The sequence below is a fragment of the Micromonospora tarensis genome (genome assembly GCF_016803395.1).
GTDB classification, from domain to species: domain Bacteria; phylum Actinomycetota; class Actinomycetes; order Mycobacteriales; family Micromonosporaceae; genus Micromonospora; species Micromonospora tarensis.
The window spans coordinates 1-6,970 of the sequence record NZ_JAEVHL010000300.1; the positions used below are offsets into that span (position 1 = coordinate 1).

Below are 6,970 nucleotides of genomic sequence, written 5' to 3' on the forward strand. Positions count from 1 at the left end.
GCGGCGCTGGCGCGCGCCGGGTCGACCCCGGCTGCCCGCCGGGCGTCCGGGGTCGCGGTCGCGGGGTAGAGCAGCGCGTTGGCCACCAGGTGCAGACCATTCTCGTTGTACGCCCGGAAGAGCGGATTGAACGCGAACAGCACCGCCCGACCGGCGCCGGTCGGCTCGTCGACGACCGCGGCCGTGCCCTTCAACGCCTCCGCGCCGACGGTGTAGCCGTTGGCCCAGAACGTGTCGCCCGTCGGGTAGCTGAGCACGTTCGTCCCGGTGCTGCTCGGGTTGAGGATCGGGTCGCTGTTGTTGAACTCGAAGTCCTCCGCAGGGCGACCCGACGCGACCGGGCTGGAGGCGTCGACGTCGACGCGCAGGTGCGAGCCGATCACCAGGTAGTCGTCCGGCTTGGTCTTCTCGGTGGTGGAGGTGAGCCCGGCGGCCCGGGCCACCCGGGTGCCCTCGTTGCGCAACCCGAGGTAGGTGTGGCCCCTGGCGACCCAGTCGCGCAGGTTGGCCTGCCCGGCGGCGGTCAGACCGCCGGTCGCGCTGCTGCCGTCGGGAACCAGCAGCACGGTACGCCCGGTGAACGCCTCGGTGTTGTCGTTGATGTCGGCGGTGGTGACCGGGGTGAGGTCGAGCCCCCACCGCTTGCCGAGCACGTAGCGTGCCTCGCCGTGCGAGCCGGAGGTGGTGGAGACGCCGGTGCCCTGGAACAGCCCCACGTCGGGCAGTTCGACAGGGGTGCCGGTGGGCCGCCCGCCGGGGGTGAGGGTGACCCCGAGCCGTGCGGCCACCTCGTCGACGGTGCGGCTGAGCTTGGCCGCCGGGAGCGCGACCCGGCTGGTCTTCAGGTCGCGGACGAGCGGGACGCCCCGGTCGAGCAGGGTGAAGGTGAACTCCGCGGCGGCGGCCGAGTCCAGCGGGTAGGTGTACGAGCCCCAGGGCCACGCCGGGCCGGTGCGACCGCCGGCGACCTTGCGGACCAGCTCGGCCCTCGGCCGGACGTCGTCTCCCGTGTAGATCGCGGAGATGCCCATCAGCAGCGGGTTGCTCCAGGACGACACGTCGTAGAAGTACGGGAACGGAACGTACGGGTCCTCGCCCAGGATGGCCTGGATCCAGTGCTTCTGCGGCTGGTCCATCGGGATCCAGTACGCGCCCTCGGGCACTGTCACGTTCGTGGCGCTGCGCCCGCCGAAGACCCGCGCGCTGGGCACCCGGGTCGGCTTGCGCACCTCGTACACCTCGACGTCCATCCGGCGCAGCCGCTCGACCAGCTGGCGGACGTCGGCGAGCTGCCGGTCGGGCAGCAGGAAGTACGAGCGGACCGTGCTGTCCGGCACCGGGAACTGGACCTCGTTGGTGGGCTGCACCACCTCGTTCGGCTCCAGGGTGCCCGCCCGGCCCTGGGCGAGCGCGTCGGTCCAGATGTCGAAGTAGCCGTCCAGCACCTCACGCTTGTTCGCGGCGGCCCAGCCGAGCGTCGACCACTGGGTGTGGAACTGCTGCTGGACCCGGTCGGCCACCGCCGACGCGCTGCCCTTCTCGTACGTCATGCCGGCCGCGCCGAAACCGGTGGTCGGCACCGTGTCGCCGTAGCCCATGAAGAACATGTCGTACGTGTCGTAGTTGAAGTAGCACTCGACGGTGACGGTGTCGTCGCAGGCGCCGTTGAAGCCGAAGCCGGCCTTGTTGGCCGCGCCGATCCGGTTGATCCAGTCCACCGCCTCACCGGCGATCTCGTGGTGGATCGGGTCGGCGTTGGGCGGGAAGAAGTACTGCCGGCCGCCCATCTCGTGCGCGTCGATGAAGACCTGCGGCGGGTAGCGGCGCAACAGTTCGAGCTTGCCGTCGGTCTCCTGCTGGGTGCGGGCGAACCAGTCCCGGTTCAGGTCGAAGCCGAACTCGTTCTGCCGCCGGGTCGCGTCGCGGCCGTCCGGGTTCTGCGTCGGCACGATGATGGTGACCAGGTTGTCGTTGCGTTTGGCGACATCGCAGGACAGGCCGGCGGCCAACTCGTACAGCGTCTTGAGCGCCGCGTCGGTGCCGCTCTTCTCGCCGCCGTGCACGTTCGCGGTGACCCAGACGATGGCCGGGCTGTCCTTCGCGGTGCGGGCGGCCGTCCGCGCGCTGGTCCGGCGGGGATCGCGCAGGTCCCGTACGTCGTCAGCGATCTTGCGCAGCTCGCTCGGCCGCACGTTGCGCTCGTTGGACACCACCGCGTACGGCAAGGTCTGGCCGAGCACGCTGGTGGTGAGCACGCCGGTGACGACCCGGTTGGAGGCACCGTCCACGGCCCCGAGGTAGGTCCGGACCTCGTCGTCGGTGACGACCCGCTGCTGCCCGACGCCGAGCGGGAAGCCGAGCACGGCCTCCGGGCTGGGCACGCTGCCCAACCGGGCGCCCGGGTCGCTGCTACAGCGGGAGGGTGGCGCGGCGCTCGCTGTCGACACGCCGCTGAGCAGGGGAGTCAGGCCGAGCAGGAGCGCGACGGTGGCCGCACCCGCCAGCCGTTTCGGAGGTGCGGTCCAGAACGAACGCGACGATGGGGCCATGGATCGGGGTCCCTTCTCGGGGAATGCCTCGCAGTGGCCGGAGCCTATGAACCGGTCGACGCGACGGTCAAGGCCTGATCGACTTCGGTGACTGCGTGGGATGCCGGCATCGTGGCCGGCTGGCAGGATGAGGAGGTGCCGGAGCTGACGCTGTTCACCGACCACCCGCCGGTTGGCCGCGGGTTCGGGCGTCCCGCGCCAACCGTTGAACGGAAGGAGGAGGCAGTGCCTGCGTCTGGGGAGACGATCACGCTTGTGGTCCAGCCGGATCTTCCGTCCGCCAATGCCGGGCGTTCTCTCGCGTCCTGGTTGCGGTCCGAGGATCGGCTTCGGGAGAAGGTGAGCACGACGCCCGTCGCCGACGCGGCGGTGCCGTCCGGCGACCTGGCGGCGGAGGCCACCCACAGCTTGCGGGTGCTCGTCGACAGCGGCGCCGATGTGATGGTGCTGGTGCAGGCGGTCGCGGGCTGGTTGACGCACCGCCGCGACGACCTGGCGGTGACCCTCACCGGACCGGACGGTTGGTCGGCCGAGTTGGACGTGCGTCGGGCTCGCGACATGGGCCAGGTGACAGCGCTCGTCGGAGCCGCCGTCGGCGCGGTGGCCCCGCAGCAGGCGTAGCCGGGCCCGTCGCCGGCCGACGAGTCGGCCGGCGACGGAGCGGGTGGGAAGGTACGGCTACCAGCTGGTCAGGCCGAGGCCGATGGTCTTGGTCAAGGTGGCGTTGTCGTCGTCGCCGTCGAGCGACCAGATCATCGCGCCACCCAGGCCGGCCCGTCGGATGTAGAGCGTCTTCTGCAGCACGACCGCCGGATCGTCGTACGTCCACAACGTCGTACCGTCGAACAGCCAGGCGTGCCCGGCGCGGAGGTCGCGGTGCACGGCGAAGCCGTTGCCGGCCAGGGTCTTGAGCTTCTTGTAGTCCTCGTACCCGGCCTCGAAGGTGGCCGGCGCGGGCCCGGTGGCCGGCTGGAAGAGGCCGTCGCCGCCGCCGCTGACGCCGGTCCAGCCGCGACCGTAGTAGGGGATGCCGAGGACGAGCTTGGCGCGTGGCGCGCCACGGGCGATCCACCCGTCGACGGCCACCTCGACGGAGAAGTCCGGGTTGTCCGGTGCCCCCGCCGGCACGCGCAGCGCCGACTGCTGGTTGGCCACCGGGTCCCAGCCGCCGTGGAAGTCGTACCCCTGCACCGTGGCGAAGTCCAGGTACTTGAAGATCTTGCGACCCTCGTAGCCGGCGTCCATTGTCGCCGGGTTGGCCGGCAGGAAGGCCGTCAGCGGGTGGTGCGTGCGGGTGGTGCGCCCGTACCCGTCGAGTTGCCGGCGGAACTCGGCCAGCAGCTTGGTGAAGTTCTCCCGGTCCTCCGGGCGGATGACGTTGCCCGGCTCACCGTCCCAGTTGGGCCACTCCCAGTCGAGGTCGATGCCGTCGAAGACGCCGGCTCCGGCGCCCGGGCCACCGGCGGCGCCGTCCCCGCCCGGCAGGTTGCCCTTGAGGTAGAGGTCGATGCAGGACGCGACGAACGCCTTGCGGGAGGCGTCGGTGCGGGCCGCGTTCGAGAAGTACGTCGACCAGCTCCAGCCGCCGAGGGAGATCAGCACCTTCAGGTCCGGATGCTTGGCCTTCAGCTTGGCGAGCTGGTTGAAGTTGCCGTTGAGCGGCTGGCCCGGGGCGTCCGCGACGCCGTCGACGCTCTCCTCGGCCGGGACGGGTCGCTGGTAGTCGGCCCAGGCGTCACCCTCACCGGGCCCGCCGTCGAGGTAGCAGCGGCCGTCCTCGCTGACGTTGCCGAAGGCGTAGTTGAGGTGGGTGAGGCGGCTCGCCGCCCCGGAGGTGTCGAGCTTCTTGACCGGGAAGGCCCGGCCGTAGATGCCCCACTGGGTGAAGTAGCCGACCCGGTGGTAGCCGGCGCGGCGCTGCTGGTTGTCGGCGGCGCTCGCGGCCGTCGGCGGTGCGGCGGTGACCAGCAGGGTCGCCAGGGCGACGACGGCGGTGAGACGGCGGTGGCGGAATGGTCGCATCGGCACATTCCCACGAGACAATCAGAACAGAATTAGTAAAGAGACTTATCTGATTGATGAAGTTAAGGGGATCGCCGTTCAGGGTCAAGAGCCGACCAACCCGCTGACCCGCGCGGTGCTGGCCCGGTCGCCGTCCGGCGGACCGGGCCAGCCGCTCAGCCGACCTGGTTGTTGTCCTTCTGCGAGCCCCAGCCGTGCCACCGGTCGATCTCGATCAGGGCGCTGACCCGACCGCGCTCCCGCCGGGGGTAGGCGTTGCCGGTGTAGTGCCGCGACAACCGGTCGATGTCGGCGAGACCCTCGTCCGCGCGCACTTCGGCGACGTGCCCGATGATGCTGACGTGGGTGTACCACCCGGCCTCGTCGAGCACGGTGAGGGACACCCGGGGATCGTTGCGGATGTGCTCCAGCCGGCGGCGGCTCTCGTCCATGTTCACCAGGATCCGGCCGTCCTCCCACAGGTACCAGGTGGCCGCGGAGACCGGCTGACCACCGTTGCGAAGCGTCGTCATCACCGCCGGATTCGGCTTCTGGAGCATGGCGACCGCGGCCTCGGGAAGCGGTGGCTTGGACATGAAGGTTCCTCCTCGGGTCGGCGTTTTGCCTTTGTACGTTACGCGGCGAAGATGGGGTCATGAGCAACTCTGTACTACCTGGACGTGTCGTCGTCACCGGTGCCACCGGCAAGCTCGGTCGGGCGGTGGTCACCCACCTGCGCGGGCTGGGCGTCGACGTGCTGGCGGTGGACCGCGCCGCGGGCCGCGACCCGCGCGACGTGGGAGGCGAGTTCCTGCTGGCCGACCTGACCGACTACGGGCAGGTGGTGGAGGCGTTCACCGGGGGTGCCGACGAGCACCCGGGCGGGGTCGACGCCGTCGTGCACCTGGCGGCGATCCCGGCCCCCGGGCTGCTGTCGAACGCGACCACCTTCGCCAACAACTCCGCCGCCACGTACAACGTGTTCGCCGCCGCCCGGGCGGCCGGAATCAAGCGGGTCGTCTGGGCGTCGAGCGAGACGGTGCTCGGGCTGCCGTTCGACACCCCGCCCCCGTACGCGCCCGTCGACGAGGAGTACGCGCCGCGACCGGAGTCGACGTACTCGTTGAACAAGGCCCTTGAGGAGGAGATGGCGCGGCACTTCTGCCGCTGGGACCCGGAGCTGGTCATGGTGGGTCTGCGCTTCTCCAACGTGATGGACGTCGAGGACTACGCGCCGTTTCCGTCGTTCGACGCCGACCCGGGGCTGCGCCGGTGGAACCTCTGGGGCTACATCGACGCCCGCGACGGGGCCCAGGCGGTCGAGCGCGCGCTCGCCCACGACCAGCCCGGTGCCGACGTCTTCATCATCGCCAACGCCGACACCGTGATGAGCCGGTCCAGCGCCAGCCTGATGGCCGAGGTCTACCCGGGTGTCGAGGTGCGCGGGGAGTTGGGCGAGCACGAGACGCTGCTCAGCATCGACAAGGCACGGCGGGTGCTGGGTTACGAACCGCGCCACTCCTGGCGGCGCCACGTCTAGGGCGGGTGTCAAAGCCGGGCCCGCCGCAGGCCGGCCAGTGGCTTTGACACGCCCTGGGTCAGCTCAGCGGGCCGCCTGGTAGGCACGGCCGACGGCGGTCGCCGTGTCGCCGGTGCGGAACAGCCCGCTCTGGTCCTTGTCCGTGGCCGGCAGGCCGAACCACGCGTACCGGTGCAGCCAGGACAGGCCGCCCAGCATCTTCGTCGCCGCGGTGAGGAACGCGGCCTGCTGGGCCTGGGTCGGGAAGCGGACCCCGTCGGAGAAGTCGATCAGGGCGAACTCGGTGAGCCAGATCGGCAGTTGGTAACGGTCGTGCACGGCCCGCAGGTACGACCTGAGCTGGTTGACCGCGTTGGCGGTGGTGAAGTCGCCGCCGTACCAGTGCAGGGCGATGAAGTCGACCCGGTAGCCGCGCTGCTTCGCTCCGGTCATGAAACGGTCGAGCCACTCGCCCGGCCGGTCACCGCCCCAGGCCACCGCCGGGCTGCCCAGCGTGAGGCCGGTGCTCTGCAGCTGCGGCCACAGCTGCAACGCCTGCTCCACGGTCAGCTGCGCCTGACCGGTCATGTCCGGCTCGTTGAAGCCGAGCAGGTAGCGGCCGTTCTTCCTGGCCTGTTGCAGGTTGGTCGCGGTGACGCTCTTCGCGCCCCAGATCATCGGGACGAACTCGCTGCCCTTCGGGCTGGTGACGCCCGGGTGGGCCACGTCCCAGGTGTAGTACCAACTCGCCCCGGAGTTGGCCAGTGCCTGGCTGACCCCGTCGAAGGTCCACACGCCGACGCCCTTGCGCCTGCCGGTCAGCGCGGGGGCCGCCGGCGCGACCGGATGCCCGGTCGTCGGCTTCGGCGCCGGCGTCGGCGTCGGCGTGCGGGGTCGCCCC

Annotated in this window: 6 protein-coding genes; 2 read left to right on the forward strand and 4 right to left on the reverse strand. The window is 70.9% G+C overall.

The window, feature by feature from the left end:
- Window positions 1-2,549 (reverse strand): M14 family zinc carboxypeptidase (locus JM949_RS32005; protein ID WP_203151825.1); only part of this gene is annotated, 2,549 nt, incomplete at its 3' end.
- 225 nt (window positions 2,550-2,774) lie between these two features.
- On the opposite strand from JM949_RS32005, the gene JM949_RS32010 reads away from it, so the two are divergent.
- Complete coding sequence (locus JM949_RS32010) at window positions 2,775-3,170, forward strand: effector-associated constant component EACC1 (protein ID WP_203151826.1); 396 nt, start codon at window positions 2,775-2,777, stop codon at window positions 3,168-3,170.
- A gap of 57 nt (window positions 3,171-3,227) precedes the next feature.
- On the opposite strand, the gene JM949_RS32015 is transcribed toward JM949_RS32010, so the two are convergent.
- Entirely contained in the window at window positions 3,228-4,571 is a 1,344-nt protein-coding gene (locus JM949_RS32015; RefSeq protein WP_203151827.1) for a glycoside hydrolase family 18 protein, read from the reverse strand.
- Between the two features lie 155 nt (window positions 4,572-4,726).
- Window positions 4,727-5,146, reverse strand: a complete 420-nt coding sequence (locus JM949_RS32020) for a PPOX class F420-dependent oxidoreductase (protein WP_203151828.1) — start codon at window positions 5,144-5,146, stop codon at window positions 4,727-4,729.
- A gap of 59 nt (window positions 5,147-5,205) precedes the next feature.
- Between JM949_RS32020 and JM949_RS32025 the strand changes: the two genes are divergently transcribed.
- On the forward strand, window positions 5,206-6,090 hold the full coding sequence (locus JM949_RS32025; protein WP_203151829.1) for an NAD-dependent epimerase/dehydratase family protein: 885 nt from the start codon (window positions 5,206-5,208) through the stop codon (window positions 6,088-6,090).
- A 63-nt stretch (window positions 6,091-6,153) separates the two neighbouring features.
- Here JM949_RS32025 and JM949_RS32030 read toward each other — a convergent pair.
- A partial coding sequence (locus JM949_RS32030) for a glycoside hydrolase family protein (RefSeq protein WP_203151830.1) occupies window positions 6,154-6,970 on the reverse strand: 817 nt, incomplete at its 5' end.